This is a genomic window from Labilithrix sp. (genome assembly GCA_019637155.1).
Classification (GTDB): domain Bacteria; phylum Myxococcota_A; class Polyangia; order Polyangiales; family Polyangiaceae; genus Labilithrix.
Genome location: JAHBWE010000026.1, coordinates 1 through 15,766 on the forward strand (window position 1 = coordinate 1; position 15,766 = coordinate 15,766).

The following is a 15,766-nucleotide window of genomic DNA, read 5'->3' on the forward strand; positions in this document are numbered from 1 at the left end:
CCATCTTGCGTGAACCGCTCGACGGTTGGTGCAAGTTGGTGCACACTGGTGCAGTGACGTCGGGGAAACGTTTCGCGCATCCTAAGCGGTTCAGCGTGACGGTGGAGCGGGGCGACTGGGAGGAGCTCAACCGAATCGCGAACGGTCACCGTCCGCCGCTCTCGCTTCAGTACGTGGTGAACTTCGCGCTCCAGCGCTTCCTCCGCGAGTCACGTGATCCGCAACTGGCGCTCAAGCTTGGGAACCCGACGGACGATGGCGAAGACTGAACTCCCGATCATCTCGCTCTTCTCGGGAGCACTTGGTCTGGACCTCGGACTGGAGAAGGCCGGCTTCCGCGTGAAAGTCGCGGTGGAGTGCAACAAGTTCGCTGCGGAGACGATCCGCTTGAATCGTCCCGACATCGAGGTCATCCCGAAGCGCATCGAAGACGTCTCGACGGACGAGATCCTCGAGGCCGCGAAGCTCAAGCCAGGCGAGGCGGCATTGGTCACCGGAGGGCCCTCCTGTCAGGCGTTCTCGACCGCGGGTCAGCGAGGTTCGATGTCTGACCCTCGCGGGGTCATGTTCCGCGAGTTCCTCCGGGTGGTCGACGAGGCACGCCCTAGGTTCTTCGTCATGGAGAACGTGCGCGGCATCCTCAGCGCGGCGATACGGCATCGTCCCCTCGGCAAGCGCGGTCCTGGCTACCCAGCTCTCACGCGCGACGAGCGCCTTGGATCCGCGCTCGCGCAGGTTCTCCGTGAGCTGAAGAAGACGGGCTACTACGTCGTCTTCGATCTGCTCAACGCAGCGGACTTCGGCGTCCCATCGACGCGTGAGCGTGTCGCCTTCATTGGGTCCCGCGATGGCGAACCGATCTGGATGCCAGAGCCAACGCACGGGCCGGAGCGAACGAGCACGCGCAGAGCGTGGGTCACTCTCGAGAAAGCAATTGGAGGGTTGAAAGGCCCCCACTCATACACGCCGCTCGCTGCGAGCAAGGCGCGCTTCCTCCGCCTCGTGCCGACCGGAGGCAATTGGAAGGATCTGCCTCCGCAGTTGCAGAAGAAGGCGCTTGGGGCGGCGTACGTTTCGTGGGGCGGACGAAGTGGCTTCTGTCGGCGGCTCGGTTGGGACCGACCGGCGCCCGCGTTGACGACGCGCCCGGACTCGAAGGCGACGATGCTCTGTCATCCGACGGAGACTCGACCGCTATCGATCGACGAATACAAGGCTATCCAGCAGTTCCCGAAGCGATGGCGGCTGGCGGGCGGGAAGCCGCAGCAATACAAGCAGCTCGGCAACGCCGTGCCGGTGGGCTTCGGGGCAGCGATCGGAGGCGCGCTTCGCATCGCGATGCGGCGGCGCGCGCGTCTCGTCCTGCTAGGTAGCGTCGTCTGCGCGAACCCGACGCTGATGAGTCGCTTGGCAGCGCGACCGCAGACGGTGCTGAATCCGCCGCGCATGCGGAGATATAAGTCGGACGCGGCCGCGAAGAAGTGGCTGGGCGGCGCAAAGCGCGGCGGGCTAAAGCGGCTAATCACGACGAAAGATTCGCGGCGCACCGGGACGTGAAAGCCAAGTGCGGGCTCGCGACGAAGCGCCGACGGTCGCGGTGCGCAACGGCGATCCTTGCCGCTCGATACGGGTCGCCGCGCCACGGCAACAAGGATGACCCCCTGGACGAGCTCGTTTTCATCGTGCTCTCGCAGATGACGACGCACCACGCGTTCAATCGCGTCTTCGCGCGTGTGAAGGCTCGCCTCCCGAACTGGGAGGGCGCGCTAGGGCTCGGGGTCAATCGATTCCGGCTTCTCATCGCGGAAGCGGGACTCAGCTACGTCAAGGCGCCGAGGCTCCTTCGGCTCTTCGAGACACTTCGTTCCGACTTCGGAAAGGTCACGCTTGAGCCGTTGCGATTGATGACTGACGACGCGGCGGAGCACTACCTGACGGGTCTGCCCGGCGTGGGCGTGAAGACTGCGCGTTGCGTGATGATGTACTCGCTTGCGCGTCAGGTGCTTCCCGTCGACACGCACGTCTGGCGCGTCGCGAAGCGCCTCGGGCTCCTCGAAGAGGACATTCCCTATCCTCGGGTGCATGCAGCCCTCGACGAAGTTGTCGCCTCCGCGGATCGCTACGCGTTCCACGTCAACGCCATCTCCTTTGGAAGGGAGCTCTGCCTTCCACGTGGGCCCCGTTGTGAAGCGTGCCCCCTGTTGCGACTGTGTCCCTTCGGACGGCTACGGCTGGAGTCGGCAGCCAGAGTGCGACTGCCCACGAGCCGAGCAGCACGACCTCGACGGTCGGCTCGGGCCCGCCGATCTCGCTAGCGACCTCGCTGACGGTGTTCGTCCAACCGTAACGCTGGGTACGACCGCAACAGATCGCGAGTACCGCAGTCGCCCCCGAGCCAGCCACCGCCCAAACTCAGTGCGCGTATCTCGTGAGTCGCGCCCTCGTCTGCAAACATCCGGGAGCCTCGGTAGCCTTGGCGTCGCCGACAAAGATCGCTCGATCACGGATGTTCACCCGCACGACGTCCGGGCAAGAGCCGTCGGGCAGCCGCATGAGCGGGACCGTGAATCCGGTGAGCACCGCGAGCGCGTCGAGCGTCGTCCGTCGTGACTCATGCAGTCTCGAGGGCGCGCTCACGTCGGGTTCTCGAGCCCGACGAGGTTCGCAGCGGCCTGCAGGTCGCTCAGCATCGACTCGCGCGTCACCGCCGGCTGTACCTGGTCGCCCAGCAGGGCCTGCGCGGTGCGTTCCTTCGTGAGCAATCGGTCGTACTCGTTCAACTCGATCGTTCCGTCGCCGAGCAGGACGATGTACTCGACCTCGCGCTCCTGACCCCGCCGGTGGATGCGGTCGAGGCTCTGGAGATAGTGGGCCGCCTGGTTGCTCATCGATTCGTAGATCGCGACCCGCGACCGATGGAGCGTCAGCCCAGCACCCGCGGCGGCTGGGTTTGCCACGAAGACCTGCGTGACGTCGTCCTCCTGGAAGTTCCGCACGGCATCGCGGCGTTCGTCGACGCTCGCGACTGACCCGTCGTACCTCACTGCACCGAGGTCCGCGAAACGCCGAACGATCGAGTCGACCGTGTGGCGGAAGAACGACCATACGATCACCTTCTCGCGACGCTTCTCGACGAATTCTCGCACGATTGTATCCAACGCGAGGAGCTTCGCGGGTGTCTCGTCGTACGCGTCGTTCACCATGGAGGGGTCAGAACAGATCTGGAGCAGCGCCATACGTCGCGCCAGGAACGACGTGAGCTCCCGGTTGAACGAGGCGTCGTCGGCGGCGCGAAGGTCCACGATGAGCTTGCGCAGTGCGCCCTGATACAGGCGTTGCTGAATCGGTTGCAGGGGTACGAGCACCCGCGAGAACGACTTTGCCGGGAGGTCTGGCAAGACGTCCTGTTTCAGGTGCCGAATCGAGAGACCACGAGTATCGATCGCGTTCTGTACGATGGGCGCTGCAGCCGCTCGATCGTCGGGCAAGGCGACGTTGTCGAACGTGATGCCGAAGTCCACGATGTTGAACTGTTGAATCAGATCCTGCGGTGCGTTCGGAGCTGGCGTCCCGCAGAGCACGTAGGCGCGGCCGCACCACTCTCGCAGGCGACGGAGGGCGCGCGTGCGGCGCGCATCGAGGTTCTTCACATAGAAGGATTCGTCGATCGCGAGCACCGCGCGCCCGTCGCGGGCTCGCAGCAGCGCAGTCAGTTCCTGTTCCATGGACACGACGGTCTCGAAGTTCGTCACGAAGATGTCCGCGCCGTTCCTGATCGCGGTGACCTTATCCCTCCGCGCACCCGCGAGTACGCCCGTCTTGTAGAGGTCTTGCTTGAAGCGGGCGATGTCCCGCGGCCACTCGGCGACCATGCTTTTTGGTGCAACGATCAAAGCCAGATCTGCCTGGTGCCGTTTGGCGAGCAAGTCGAACGCAAAGATGAAGGTCACGGTCTTCCCCGCGCCCTGCTCGTCGAAGACGCAGAGGCCAGGACCATCAGGTACGGTCATCGCCGCCACGTTCACGAGTTGGTGCTCGTCGAGGCGACCAGCATCGTCCAGGTCCGGCAGGTAGCTGCGTGCCTTCTGCGCCCCGCCGCGCTTGATCTCCTCCACAAGGGTATGGACGAGATCATGGTGCCGGCGCGCTCTGTCCCGGTTACTAGCGAACCTGAAAGCAGCTTCGGTCCAATCGAGATCGAGGCGTCTCACCGTCAGCAAGCGGTGCGCCTCTGAGGCAGCAACGACAACGCCGTCCGCCGAGAGACGAAGGGGGACCCCCAATTCTTCCCGGAGAATACCTGTGATCGCGACCCGGTCGCCCTTGTCGCCATTCACGACGAGGTACTCCGACGAGTCTGCTGTGTACACGCGGGCTTGAATGCGCGGTGACCGCTCAGTCGACATCATCCGGACCCGCGGCCGCGAGGCGCTTCTGCAAGATGCCCTCGACGAATCCCATCGCACGGCTCAAGCGCTTCACGTTGTCGAGCGTTACGACCTCGTAGAGCGTGATCGGCGGTACCTCTTCGAGCCACTTGGTGAAGTTCTCGATGCGCTGGTCCGCGCCCACCGAGCGCTGTTCCGCGCGCTTCGCGTTCGCGGCCGTGATCGCCAGGTCGAGCAATTCCTGAGCTTGCTCGATATCCGGCTCGACATGCGCCTTCGCGAGGAGCGCGCGCGCCTCCTCCGAGGTCGCGATGTGCTTGATGGGACGGATCTTCGTCCAGTTGTCGAACTTGTTGTCGAAGAGCATGTCGAAGACGGTCTGCCTTAGCGTGTCGCTCTGGCTCAGAGCAGAGGCTACGCCCCCAGTCGTCTCGCCCTTGGCGATCTCGTCGAAGTATTGGAAGTACTTGGTCGCTCGATGCTTGACCGTGAAGACGTCGTGCTTCCTCGTGTTGATGTGGTGCTCCTCGAACTCCTCGGCCCACTTCATCATCTTGAGGTAGCGGTTCACCACCGCTGTGTCCGGACCGAGCGCGTACTTCTTCGACAGCGTGCGCTTCATCGCGGCCTGCTGCTTCGGGCCCGGCTTCGGTGTTTCGACAGCGAGCATCGCGTTCCACTCTTCGTAGACCTTGCGAGCCTTGATGTATTCGGGCCAGTCCTTCTTCTGGTCGCTCTCGAAGTTGAGCGAGACGATCACACGCTGCCGGTCGTCTGCCGTTGCGTGCGGCGTGAGCTGCCACACGAAGATGAACTCCGCGCGCTTCTTGTCCTCCGACGTGAACTCACCCGACGTATCGGAAAGGATCAGCATGCACGCCGAGACACGACGGTTCCCATCGAGCAGTGCGCCATCGACGTCGACGATAGGCGGCTTGCGCACCCCGTTGGCGGCGATGCTGCGCGCGAGGTCGAGGATGGCGAACTCGTCCTCCGCTCCGACCCCTTCAAGGAGCATTTTGCCCGTCATGATCTGGAACAACTCCTCGGGGGAGGGCGGACGTGAGTTCTTTGCCCGGAATTGCGCTACGTGGATCTCGAGTCGCTCGTTGCTCTCCCAGAGCTTGATGTCGGAGGTACGGATGAACCCACCGTTCATCGGAACCTCTTTCTCGTGGAACACCGGCGTTGGCACGACCGGCCCGCGTTCGATGCTGTTGTGCACCTTGAGCAGGAAGCAGGTCTGCGTCTTCTCCATTCGCACCGGCCTCGCAGATACGAGGCTTCGGACGCGGTCGCGAGCGGACGTCGCGAGCGCGAGCAGGTCGTTGACGTTCGCGCGCGCCGCTTCCGCCGTTCGCGCGTCGCCACGCTCGTCGGCGCTCCGGCGGATCGTCTCGACTACCCGCACCAGGAGACGCTCCGCTTCGGCGGGCTCGAGCGGCTTGCGCGCGCCGTCGACGAGCATCTCGTCGAGCTCCGGCCCGAGGTCGCTCGCCGTCGCCTTCACCGCCGCCAAGAGCAGCCGAAACTCTTTCGCAAGGTCTACAGTCGGAGTGTCCTGCATCATGGTCATTCCTCTTCCACGACGACGTCGTCGTCTTCCTCGTCCGTGACGTCCTCGAGCACGTCGTCGATGTTCATCCCGCGCTTCTTGGCTTCGCGCGCGAGGCGTTCGAAGCCGCGATGCTTGCAGCGCTTCACAGTGTCGGACGTGAGCCCGAGCGCGGCCCCGATCGTAGGGTTGTCGACGTAGACGTCGCCGCGGTCGACGCAGTCGATGATGAAGGTCATCACCTGCACGACATTGGCGTGGCCAAGCGACGGGAGGACCGAGCGCGCAAACCTGATTGCGGCATCGCGAAGCGCGGCGCGTTCCTTGTCGGTGCGCGTCTCCTCCGCGTTCCAGACCAGCAGGTCCGCATTACTCTCATCGTCGAGGGACTCCGTGACCGCAGTGCCCCCGCGATGCTTCTTCAGCATGATGTTCCGGGCAGTCCCCCACAGGAAGCCGAGCGGCGCCACGATCGGTCCGCTACCAGCGCGGACGTAGAGCTCGTCGCTTGCCGTGCTGACGGCTTCCTCGATCACCCCGGGCAGCGCGTGGGGCCAGGCGTTCTGCAGCTGTCGCGTGAGGCCATCGAGCGCATGGCTCGCCGCAATGTGGACGAGGTACTCGCGCAGTTCCTTCCGCGCCGCGGCTTCGACGGCGGCCCCTAAGTGGTGTTTTAGTGTATCGGCATCTGCGGACATCGCCATCGTCAGCGCGTCGATCGCGCCCCTCAGCGATCTGTACCCGCCGTCTCAGATCGCTGCGCCGCGATCGCCGGCTCATCGAAGGTTTGGTTGGCAAGTGGCGGAAATGTGATAATTTTTGGACTTAGAAAGATCGTCGCCGTGCGCGGGGGCGGGGGCACTCCGCCATCTGACGACGCTCTTCGCAGCGACGGCAGCGATGACGGGACCGGCCGCGACTGCGGTGGACGCCACGAAAAAGGCGTGAATCGGGAGAGGCGCCGAGATGTTCGCGAGGCGTAGCGCCGCCTGCCGCGTCCCTGCGGGCCGCGGTCGGACGGCCGTCGCTGGCGGTGGCCTCTCGCGAACACGCCGCGGAACAGCTGCAGTTGCCCGCGCCGGCGGACGCCAACGACCTTGTTGTCGACCGTGACCGATGCGGCGACGAAGTCTCGGCGGCGATCGATCGGCTGGCGCTAAATGAACGCACGCGTTCGCGTGAACCGCGTTCGCAAGATCGCGAGGCCCCGTCGTCTCGTGAGACGCGGCGCGTGCGGTCAGCGGGCGTCGAGCGTGAAGCGGTTGTCGTTGAGGAGCTTCTGCACCTCGTCGCGCTGCACGGTCCTGGCCCAGTTGAGTGGAGCGAGCTCGAGGAGGCGATACCGTGCGGTTCGGAGGACGCCGAACAGGTCGCGCAGGTATTGCCCACGGATGAACTGTGCCACGTGTCGCGGCCGCGCTCCTCGGCTCGCCCGTCGTGCGCATCGCCGACGCAACCGCAGGAGCCAGCCCCGTGTTTTCTACCTTTGTGGGGGTATCGAGGGCGCTGTTCGGATGGCGCGAGCCGCTCCGCGAAACGGACTTCGCGATTCGACGCAAAATGAAGAACGGGCTCATCGAGCGCGCTCGGCGCCGATTCGCCGATCATCGGCAAGGTCGTCGACGGCGACCGGTTCAACTACCGCCGACGGGCGGAATTCGTTCGTACCGAGATGGAGCTTTGGTCTGGCCTCAATTGAACGCTGATGCTCCGAAGCGACACTCGCTATCGATGGCGTGCTCTTGCGAAGCGCTCGCTGGACGGTGACCGCTCGCCAGCGGCCACCACGTTTGGTCCGCCGTCCCTCCGCGGTGAGCACCGCTGCGATCGCGCGCAGCGACAGCCCGTCGTCACGAAGCGCACGAACGCGCTCGATGGTCGACAGCTCTTCGAGGTTTGGGGCGATCCGCAGGCGACCAGCGCCGTCACGTTCGTCGATCCGGTCCCATCCGAGCGGGGGAGCGCCGAGGGCGATTCCCTCATCACGTAGATGCGCGAGCGCCTCCTTCGTCCGCTCGACTGTCGCTTCGCGTTCCCACTGGCTTACGGCACCGAGAACGTTCATAACGAGTCGGCCTGCCGCGGTGCGCGTGTCGATGGCGTCTGCTACCGATACGAGCGCGAAGCGCGTGCTGAAGTACTCGTCCACGAGAGCGCCCAGGTCGCGGACGGAGCGCGTCAGCCGATCGAGCTTCGCGACGAGCAGTCCCGTTGCGCGGCCCTCCTCGAGGTCGCGTAGCGCGGCTCGAAGGCCAGGGCGAGCGAGGCTTTTCGCCGAATAGCCGGCGTCCTCCACGATGCGCACCAGCTCGACGTCGAGGGCGACCGCATACGCGGCCAACTTCTGGCGCTGCGCGTCGAGTGACACACCTCCGTCCGCCTGGCCTTCGGTCGATACGCGAATGTAGCCGATGAGCCGTTCGCGCTGCTGCGTCATACGTCTACCGTCACCACGATCTGTTCCGAAGACGACCGTCTCCGTGACGGGAAGGAGGCTCGCGCACCGCTTGCTCGCGGTTGTCCCTCGCGCTCGCCGTGGTGACGCTCTCGACGTGCCCAGGCGGAAAGCCGACGTGAAGCTATCGCGCATTCTGAAGCTCGCCATGCGAACGCTCGAGGAGCGAGCGACAGCCGCCGACCAAGAGGAACTCGCGCTCCTTGTCCTCGAGCTCGACAGCGACATCGTGCTCGAGGGCGAGCGACCGCCAAAACGATGGACGTCGCGCGCTCTAAACCGCGCCACGCTCGTCTAAACCGCGGGAGTGTCGCGGTTTAGACCGACGCTAGGCGCGGCGTCGTCGTGCACTCCGGGGATCGGAAACGCTTACGCCAGCGTCGCCGCGGCGCGCAGCCGCCATGATGAGGCGGAGGCCGCGAACGACGTCATCCACGGCCGCGTCGTCCAGTTCGCGCACGGTCGCGAGCAAGCGTGCCTCCGAGGGGCGCAGGCTTCGTGCCTTCGGCGGCTTCGCGCTCGCATTCAGCAGACTGTCGACGGGAACGCCAAGCGCGTCGGCAATGCGCTTGGCTAGGGCGATCGAGGGAACGAGCCGATTCCGTTCGATTCGGCTGAGCGTCGCGTCGGCCATCCCGGCGCGTTCCGCGAGGTCGGCCTGCCGGAGGCCAGCTTCCACACGCGCGTGGCGGATGCGTGGGCCGAGACCAGCTGGCGAGGGCGAAGCCATGCCGGCTAGCGTTCTGGAGCCGAGCACGCGACAGAAGGTCCGATACGCAGATCACGTACTTGATGCGATCTGCAACTCGGACGAGTATTCATCGTGGCCATTTCCGGCCGAAGGGGAGACTCGCGTGAATCATCAAGTTCCTCCCGGGTGGGGACACCAGGGACAACCGCGGAACCAAGGACAAGCCGGGGCGCCGCCGGGCTGGCAGCCGCCGCCGCCGAAGCGGAAGGATGCGGGGCTCTACCTGGCCCTCGGAGTGGGCGGCTTCTTCGTTCTCATCGTGCTCGTCGGCCTCCTCAGGGCCGTCGGCGGGGGCGCCTCGGATCGGAGCAGTGGGACGGCCGCCGCGAGCGCGACCGCACCGAATGAATTGTCGGCGCTCGAGAACGCCATCGGCAGCCGGAAGGACTTCGCCGGCGTCTACAAGGTGAAGTCGCAGGAGCGGCTCGACATTGCGGGCGCTCACAGGCTGAAGGTCGTCGTCACCGTGCCGCGCGGCCTCCCCCACGACGTGCTCGAAGCAAACATGCGTCACGCGCTGCTGACGGCTTACTCCAACGCGGGGGTCACGCTCGGCGCCCTCAGCGTGATGGCGTGGGCCGGCGACGACACCTCCGGGCCATTCTCGGCGGCCATGGCTACGTTCGCTCCCGGGGGCGACTGGTCGTCGGCGTCCGATGCCGCTCCGCTGACGTCCTTCTCGGTAAAGACCGAGTTCGCGCCCGGATACTTCACTGCGAAGCCCACCGCTCACGGCATCGGTACCAGCGTCACATTGGCGAACGACTCCGACGGCCCGACCACCGTGCTTGTCTCTCGAAGCGCCACGTCGTGGGGCGACGCTGACGCCGTCGTTCGCGTTCCTAATGGCACGAAGGCGAAGGTCGTCTCCGTGAAGGAATTCAACGGCGGCGAGGGGCGCGTCACGTTGCGCTACGAGGTCGAGATCGCGACGACGAGGCAGCGCGGGTGGGTGCACGCGTACGCGGTGAAGCCGTAGCCACCCTGCCGGCGACACGACGCCGCCGGTTGCTCCGTCGTAGAGTGCTCGTAGGGCTGCAAGACCGCCGTTTCCTGCCGTGCGGCGCAGCGTGCCCCACCCTCATCCCGCTCTCAGCGGGGAAAAATGGGTCGCACCTGCGAGCACGAGGCGCGTGAACCTCAGCGCAGATGAATGCGGAGGACGCCCTTCGACCGCCCCACGGTCAGTTCGACCTCCTTGGATGCGCCATTTGCGACCGCATGCTGCGGCGATGCGTACACGACGAGGCCCGCGGCGGCCGTAGGAAGGACGCAGAGGTCGCCGCTGCTCTTCAGCAGCGCGACGACGTCCTTGATCTTGTCGCGGTCGAAGTTGAGCTGACGCGCGAGCGCCTCGACCTCGACGGCGAGGACGGGGCCTTCGCGAAGACGCACCCGGATCGTCTGCGCGAACGCCGGGCGCGTCAGTCGACGACGTTTCGTCAGTGGGAGCGTCTTGCGCCAATGGCGCTTTCGACACCTCGAGGCTCCGCACGTGCGTGCGGATGTCCGTGGCGGCAGCGCCGCTCCGCACGCGCACGCCGGTGCTCGCGGTTGAATCCTCTTGATGTCGCAGGCCATCTGGTCGGCGACCGCGCATTGTTCCTCGGCGGCGCGGATTGCGTCGTGTGCGCGCCAGCCCTTCTGCACGAGGCCCTGCGCGAGAACCTCCGCGGCTTCGTCCACACGATCACCGAGGCGTCGAATCGCGCGTGAAAGACTCTGGCGACACCCTCGATGTGTTCGTGCATCGGCGCGTGCGCCGACCGGAAGGGGCTTCCCACACCAAGGGCAGTCCCGGCCGCTGGCGCTCACCGTCCTCAAGGTGTTGACGCCTTGCTTGCGCGGGAAGCGGCTCTCGGCGGCGCCGCCCGAGCAACGGTCACCACGAGGCCATGACGGGCGCAAACGGCCGCCCACGGGCGCGTGAGCGTGCCCCACGCCTGTACACGCTGCTCGAGTGCCGGAACCGCCGCCGGCACCGGTTTGCCGGCGCGGGTCCGTGCGAGGTTGTGCACCAGGACGCGCTCGAGCTCGTCGGCGAGGCGCCCATCGTTCAGCCGGCGCACACATTGTGCTGCGCGCGCCGGACGCTTCGCCTTCACGTTGTCGAGCCGAGTCCACCAGCGGACCAGCTTGTTGGCGTCGACATGCGGTTCGAGCAGCACCAACACGTGCGCGTGCCAGCGCCCCGTGGCCGCGACGTCGAAGGCGAGCAGCATCCCCGCGCGGCGGGTGCGGTGCGCCACGTCGCGAAGCAGGAGCGGGAGGCGCGCACGAATCTCCGCTTCGGACCCCGAGCGCGTCGTGAGGGTGACCGAGAACGCCCGCGCGCGAACGCTCCCATCCGCGCGCTCCCCGAGTTCCCGACGCATCAGCCGTCGGCGAAGTGACTTCGCGAGTTGTAGTGCTGACCAGCGCTTCGGCGTCGGGTCGCCGTCTGCCGTGGGTAGCTTCGCTACCTCACGGTTATGGACCTTCATATCTTGCGGTCCATCAAGTCGCGGGGGCGCGTGCGTACGCGTTGGGGTCCCCGACGTGTTGACGGCTGGGGCCGGACGCGGGTTGATCGCCGCGCGCGCATGAGTCCCGTTTTTGTTTACGCCTGCGTCCCGGCGGCCGTCCTGAGCGACGCCGACCTCGTCGTCGGCGGGATCGTCACTTGCGGCGGGGTTCGTGTCCTCGTTCATGCTCTGCCTTTCGGGGCGACCGTGCGACGCTGAGGTCCGCATTGCGCCCAAGTTGGAGGCAGGTCCATGGCATCGAGCAAGAACGCGGGGCAGTCGATTCGGCGACGTCGCGCGCTCGCGCGCGCCTTCCGCGAAGCGGCGGCGAAGTTGATCGCGGGCATGTCGTGGGACGAGTTCGCCACCGTCGAGGAGCCGAGCTCCCTCGACGACGATGACCTACGCGCGATGGAGGTCGCGCAGGCTCTCGCGGGCATGTTCGAGAAGGCGGAGCGATCGAAGACCGACGCGGATCTGCTCGCTCGCCTTCAACGCGAGGTGGTGCCTCGAGGCTTTCGGGAGGAGGACGGACGCCGCGCTCGCGCGTTGGACCGGATCAATGCCGAGGCTGAGCGAGTTCAGACGACCGTGTCCGCCGCAGCGAAGGCGAAGATCACGCGCCGCCTCCTGGCGGACCTGGACGACCTCGGCTTCCAGGTTGCGAAGTGCTGGGCGAGCTCGCTCAGGGACTGCACGACGATGCTCGAGAGGCTGGAGCTGGCCGGCGGTCCGCATCAACCCGCTGCATCCGGCGTTCTCGCCGACCTGCTCATCAGGGCTCAGCCTGTTGACTATCCGGCCGCCGACCGGAAGAGGATCGTCGACCGGCTGAGCGCGTCGGCACGGCGCGGACGGCGCTCCGTCGAGTCTTGAGCGCTCGATGTCGCTGCATCGTCTGACCTGAGGCGTGGGGCCCGGTCATCTTGGGGGCATGTTCACTCCCCCGAAGCTCTCGCCCCATGAGATACGCAAGGTCGCCGCCGACGCAGTCTGCGACGAGCGCACGGTGCGCGCGTACCTGCGAAGCCCCGACTCGGTTCGGTCGACGTCGGCGGAGCGCATCTCCTCCGCGATCGCGCGGCTCCACGCCGTCGCCTCCAAGGACGACGGACGGACGTGACCGACTCAAGTGCAGAGGTGAGTCGGGCACCGCCGAGACGCCTGCTGCCGACGACCGAGGCCGCCGCGTACTGCGGCTTCAAGACGTCGGGCGCGCTCCGTAAGGCGCACCTGGAGCGCCGCATTTTCCCAGTTGGGAGGCGCGGCGGGCGTGGGACCTGGGTGTGGGCCGTCGACGACCTCGATCGATTCCTTCGCGGTGAGCTTCCTGGGACGATGTGCTCGGAACGCTCAGGAACGCCTCGCCAACGAGGTGACGACGATGAGCATGAAGAAGACGGACAACACGACGAAGAAGAAGGAGTGGAAGCTCGTCCGCGGGACGTGGCTCTCCGCGAAGCCGGTGCTCCCGGGCGTGTGGGAGCGAAAGGAGGGGGGACACGTAGTGCGCGGTCGAGCGAAGGACCCGGCGACGGGGAAGCTTCGCGACATCGCGCGCGTGTTCCCGACGAGCGACGCGGCGACGGCGCTCAAGTGGCTCACGGAGGAGCAGCAGCGCGTCCGCGACGGCGTCGCCTCTCCGAAGAGTCCGAGCGTGCGCTTCAGCGAGTTCGCCGCCTCGCTGTTCGAGCATAAGGTGAACGTGGGCGACATCCGCAGCGCGATGGGCCGCAACAAGTGGCACTACACGCTGCTCCGGCTCATCGAGGCGTTCGGCGACCACTTCATCGACCGGCTGCACGTCTCGCACGTCGAGGCCTGGCGCGCCGAGCAGGCAACACGCGTCGCTCGTGGAGAGCTCGCACCGACGACCGTCAACGGCTACCTCGCCATCCTTCGCGTCGTCATGAAGGCGGCGCGCCGAAAGTATCAGCTGGCTCACGACGCGATGGACGGCGTCGAGAACCTCGACACCTCCGAGCACGAGACGTACACCGAGGAGGAGCCGAACGCGCTCGAGCCCTCCGAGGTGGCGCCGTTCGTCGCCAAGTTCCGCGAGCTCTACCCGCAGCACTTCGCGATGCTCTACCTCGGTCTCGTGACCGGTCTTCGACCGAGCACCCTCCGCCCAATCCGCCGTCGCGGCTGCGAGTGCGACGTGGTCTGGGACACCGGCCGCCTCTACGTGCGCCGCTCACACTCGCTCGGCGACGAGGTGATGCGGACCACGAAGCAGAAGCGTCGCTACTCGATCGACCTTCCGCCCGAGGCGATGGAGGTGCTGCGCTGGCACGTCGCGACGCAGCTCACGACGCCCGAGCAGGAGGACTCCGACCTCCTCTTCCCCGCCGTCACCGGCGGCTTCCGCACGCAGAAGGTGCTCAACGTCCCGATCGCCGAGGTCGCGACCGAGATCGGCATCACGAAGCACCTCACGCAGCGCGCGCTGCGCCGGACGTTCAACGACCTGGCGCGCGCGGCGCAGGTGAACGACCTCGTCACGCGCTCGATCTCCGGGCACCTGACGGAGGCGATGCAGCGCCACTACTCCTCCGTGAACTCGGCCGAGCAGCGCGAGGCCCTCGCGAAGGTCATTCGCCTCGTCGACGCGCGCCCGGCGACGGCGAAGCCAGGTGGGGAGGATGGTGGGGAGGGACCCCGCGCAGGTGGGGAGGAAAGCAAAACGGGCTGAGTGCCGAAGCACCCAACCCGCTTGTTTTCTGCTGCTATGTTGTAGGCGCGATTGGGGTTGAACCAACGACCCCTACCGTGTCAATGTCGGCCGCCGCTCCCGCAAGCGTCGGGCCAGACGTCGATCGGTCTGCAATTCAGGGCGATTCTCGCTCGCTGAATCCGGCAGAACTAGGCGCGCTGGAGAAAACCACCCCCAAACCACCCCCAGCACTCCCAGCGGAAGAAACGCCCGCGGTGCTGCGACGCGCCCGGCCGCGACGCGACCACGCCCGCGAGAGATCCTCGCGGAGGAGTCGATCATGAAGAAGACGACCGGAACGCTCACGCGCGCCGAGGTCGGCAAGGCGTTTGGCAAGGACAAGTCCTGGGTGATCCGCGAGGAGAAGGCCGGAAGGCTGAAGCCGGTCGCGACCGGCAAGCGTGGCGCTCGCCTGTACGACGAACAGGAAATCCGGGCACTCATCGGCGGCGGTCCGATCGAGCGCCTGCCGAAGGCGCTGCCCTACGCGCCGCGCGCGGCGACGTCGACGGCAGGCATCAGCGCACAGACGGCAGCGAAGGCGATCGCGCGGCTCGCATCGGGAGCCAGCAAGCTGGAGGTGCTCGGCGAATTCGAGCTGTATCCCGAACAGGTGGAGGAGCTCGATGAGTCGCGCATCAGGCTGCAGGGAGGGTTGTCGCTGACCAGAGAGCACCTGGAGGAGATCCGGTTGCTGCTCGGGATGGTGCGACGGCCGAAGGCTGGCGATCCGGCGGCGTTTCTTCGACTCATGGGGAACGTCGCATCTCACCTCAACTGCGTCCGATGCTCCGAGGGCAGGGCGAGCACGTGCGACGACTGCGTCACCCGCTACGCTCGAGACTCCGTCGCGATCGCGCAAGCGCGCCAGGCGAATGCGTTGCGTGCACGCGATCGAGAGCAACGGGACTCCAGGGGCCGTGCAATGGCCGCGGATATGCGCTCGGCACATAAACCGCCCCCGTACGCGAGAGCGGGGAACACCGCGACGCCTCCGAACGTTTCGGTCCCTACCCCCTCCGCGCGCTCTGCGTCGGAGGTTCGCGGAGAGACCGCGAACCGGAACGACGGCGAGCGGCCCGCAGCAGGTTCGACGGAGGCCCCCGCCCCTCCCGATAATCCCGGACAGCCCGTTCACAACGCGGGCGCCTCGGCGTCAGCCAAGCGAGGCACGCCTGGGGTTGCCGATGTCGACGTCTCACGGGGCGGTCCGAATCAGAGCCTCCGCGCGTTCTTCGATGACGAGGTCCTCGCGCTCAAACAGGAGCGTGAGATACTCGAGCGCCTGTTAGCCAGCTCGCCCCTCACGGAAGCCGACCGCCTCGAGCTGGAGAGGGAACGGCGCGAACGAAAATGATGCGGGCTCGCATTCGAGAGCGAGCGGCGAACCATGCGCG

At 66.4% G+C, this 15,766-nt stretch carries 16 protein-coding genes; 8 read left to right on the plus strand and 8 right to left on the minus strand.

What is annotated here, in order from left to right:
- The 3 genes from KF837_39710 to KF837_39720 all read left to right on the plus strand — a co-directional run.
- On the plus strand, window positions 1–269 hold a 269-nt coding region (locus KF837_39710), incomplete at its 5' end, for a hypothetical protein (GenBank protein ID MBX3233517.1).
- Complete coding sequence (locus KF837_39715) at window positions 256–1,557, plus strand: DNA cytosine methyltransferase (GenBank protein MBX3233518.1); 1,302 nt, start codon at window positions 256–258, stop codon at window positions 1,555–1,557. The genes KF837_39710 and KF837_39715, both read left to right, overlap by 14 nt.
- Window positions 1,554–2,315 (plus strand): hypothetical protein, encoded by a 762-nt coding sequence (locus tag KF837_39720; protein ID MBX3233519.1) that lies wholly within the window; start codon window positions 1,554–1,556, stop codon window positions 2,313–2,315. Before KF837_39715 ends, KF837_39720 begins: the two co-directional genes overlap by 4 nt.
- Before the next feature lie 318 nt (window positions 2,316–2,633).
- On the opposite strand, the gene KF837_39725 is transcribed toward KF837_39720, so the two are convergent.
- The 6 genes from KF837_39725 to KF837_39750 form a co-directional block, all read right to left on the minus strand.
- Window positions 2,634–4,337, minus strand: coding sequence for a DEAD/DEAH box helicase (locus tag KF837_39725; protein ID MBX3233520.1), 1,704 nt, complete (start codon window positions 4,335–4,337; stop codon window positions 2,634–2,636).
- Window positions 4,338–4,395: 58 nt separating this feature from the next.
- On the minus strand, window positions 4,396–5,958 hold the full coding sequence (locus KF837_39730; GenBank protein ID MBX3233521.1) for a hypothetical protein: 1,563 nt from the start codon (window positions 5,956–5,958) through the stop codon (window positions 4,396–4,398).
- A gap of 2 nt (window positions 5,959–5,960) precedes the next feature.
- Window positions 5,961–6,647 carry a hypothetical protein gene (locus KF837_39735; protein MBX3233522.1) on the minus strand — a complete coding sequence of 229 codons (687 nt, stop codon included), beginning with the start codon at window positions 6,645–6,647 and terminating at the stop codon, window positions 5,961–5,963.
- A 533-nt stretch (window positions 6,648–7,180) separates the two neighbouring features.
- Window positions 7,181–7,348 carry a hypothetical protein gene (locus KF837_39740; protein ID MBX3233523.1) on the minus strand — a complete coding sequence of 56 codons (168 nt, stop codon included), beginning with the start codon at window positions 7,346–7,348 and terminating at the stop codon, window positions 7,181–7,183.
- A gap of 168 nt (window positions 7,349–7,516) precedes the next feature.
- Window positions 7,517–8,380 carry a recombinase family protein gene (locus KF837_39745; GenBank protein MBX3233524.1) on the minus strand — a complete coding sequence of 288 codons (864 nt, stop codon included), beginning with the start codon at window positions 8,378–8,380 and terminating at the stop codon, window positions 7,517–7,519.
- Window positions 8,381–8,726: 346 nt separating this feature from the next.
- Window positions 8,727–9,128, minus strand: a complete 402-nt coding sequence (locus tag KF837_39750) for a helix-turn-helix transcriptional regulator (protein MBX3233525.1) — start codon at window positions 9,126–9,128, stop codon at window positions 8,727–8,729.
- A gap of 256 nt (window positions 9,129–9,384) precedes the next feature.
- Between KF837_39750 and KF837_39755 the strand changes: the two genes are divergently transcribed.
- Window positions 9,385–10,128, plus strand: a complete 744-nt coding sequence (locus tag KF837_39755; protein MBX3233526.1) for a hypothetical protein — start codon at window positions 9,385–9,387, stop codon at window positions 10,126–10,128.
- A 161-nt stretch (window positions 10,129–10,289) separates the two neighbouring features.
- Here KF837_39755 and KF837_39760 read toward each other — a convergent pair whose 3' ends face one another.
- Together KF837_39760 and KF837_39765 are read right to left on the minus strand one after the other, a co-directional pair.
- Window positions 10,290–10,835, minus strand: coding sequence for a hypothetical protein (locus tag KF837_39760; GenBank protein ID MBX3233527.1), 546 nt, complete (start codon window positions 10,833–10,835; stop codon window positions 10,290–10,292).
- 134 nt (window positions 10,836–10,969) lie between these two features.
- On the minus strand, window positions 10,970–11,839 hold the full coding sequence (locus KF837_39765; GenBank protein ID MBX3233528.1) for a hypothetical protein: 870 nt from the start codon (window positions 11,837–11,839) through the stop codon (window positions 10,970–10,972).
- A gap of 66 nt (window positions 11,840–11,905) precedes the next feature.
- On the opposite strand from KF837_39765, the gene KF837_39770 reads away from it, so the two are divergent.
- The 4 genes from KF837_39770 to KF837_39785 all read left to right on the plus strand — a co-directional run bounded on the left by KF837_39770 (window position 11,906) and on the right by KF837_39785 (window position 15,726).
- Window positions 11,906–12,529: a hypothetical protein gene (locus KF837_39770; protein ID MBX3233529.1), complete on the plus strand. Its 624-nt coding sequence runs from the start codon at window positions 11,906–11,908 to the stop codon at window positions 12,527–12,529.
- Between the two features lie 58 nt (window positions 12,530–12,587).
- A complete protein-coding gene (locus KF837_39775; GenBank protein ID MBX3233530.1) occupies window positions 12,588–12,776 on the plus strand; it encodes a hypothetical protein in 189 nt (62 codons plus the stop codon).
- A gap of 261 nt (window positions 12,777–13,037) precedes the next feature.
- The gene (locus KF837_39780; protein MBX3233531.1) at window positions 13,038–14,348 is read left to right on the plus strand and encodes a hypothetical protein; all 1,311 of its coding nucleotides are present in this window, start codon (window positions 13,038–13,040) and stop codon (window positions 14,346–14,348) included.
- A 301-nt stretch (window positions 14,349–14,649) separates the two neighbouring features.
- On the plus strand, window positions 14,650–15,726 hold the full coding sequence (locus tag KF837_39785) for a hypothetical protein (protein MBX3233532.1): 1,077 nt from the start codon (window positions 14,650–14,652) through the stop codon (window positions 15,724–15,726).
- Window positions 15,727–15,766: the final 40 nt, after the last annotated feature.